The following is a 1,073-nucleotide window of genomic DNA, read 5'->3' on the forward strand; positions in this document are numbered from 1 at the left end:
CAAACCGGAGGCATCTTGATGACCCCACGTTAAGGGGTCCCGTTTGGACGAAAATCACCCCTTAAACAGGGTCCTCATTCCATGAAAAATCACAGAAGAACGCGCATGACCCGGCATGACGTGGTCCAGACATCGGCCGGAGGCCATCTGCCTCCGGCAATGGGACTAGGCATGCTTATGGTGATCATCGAGCTAGGCTGAGCCGCACCCAACCGCGTACCGAGCCGACAGCACCGCGCCGCAGGGCAACGAAGCGGTCTGTCCGCATCCATCGTGGTGCTTCCCGACGACGGTCGAATCATCGCCGACACCGGCCGAAATTCGAAATCCCCTTAGCCATCGCTTTGTGGCCCGCAGGTTCCTTACTCAGGAACTTTTGCGCGTCTGCCAACGCCTGAAACTCTTCACACCCCCTGAACAGCCGCTTTCCCAGCTTGGGCAGCCACAAGCAGTCAGACAGAAAATACCCCAAACTCGCCACAGGCCTGATCCGCAGGGGTGCCGCCGGCGCATAGAAGCAAATACGGCACGCTACAGGCCGCCAATCCCCCTCCATGGTTCGCTTAATTCCGGGGCCTTGAGTGCCCCGGAGTCCACCAGAACCAAGGAGGATTCCATGTGCGCAGAACTCCGCAACGCCCGCAAAGGGCGACCGCGACAGTCGATCCCCGAGCCGCTTCCCGACAATCTATACGATTATCTGGACGAGCCAGCGCTGGACGGTCGGGCGCGAGCCGGCGACGCGCCGCTTCTTACACCGAATGGGCAGAGGATGCGTGTCTCCGATGATTGGCCCGAGCATGTTCCTGTCACCAAGGCCGAGATTGAAGTGTTCGAGCGTTGGTTCGGCGATGTGTTCGACGAACTCTTGAACCCGAGAAAGCCGGATGAGAGCTTGCACTTCCTATCATTGACTGATAGGAGAAAGAAGTGAGCGCGGATCGTGATCTGGGCTTGGACACACTTCTGGACCTTGATGGACAGATGCTCTTTGTCGATCCCAAAGGCGGCTATTGGGTGAAGTTTGTCGTCACCCGCGTTCCGGCCTCGCCGGAAAAGCCGCATGGCCTCGA

At 58.9% G+C, this 1,073-nt stretch carries 1 protein-coding gene; it reads left to right on the plus strand.

Annotated features, from left to right (window positions below; all coding sequences use genetic code 11):
* The first annotated feature begins 616 nt into the window (after positions 1–616).
* Positions 617–934 (plus strand): hypothetical protein, encoded by a 318-nt coding sequence (locus ABID44_RS18660; protein WP_354153178.1) that lies wholly within the window; start codon positions 617–619, stop codon positions 932–934.
* The last annotated feature ends 139 nt before the right edge of the window (positions 935–1,073 follow it).

This window comes from Aquamicrobium ahrensii, assembly GCF_040545755.1.
GTDB lineage: Bacteria > Pseudomonadota > Alphaproteobacteria > Rhizobiales > Rhizobiaceae > Mesorhizobium > Mesorhizobium ahrensii.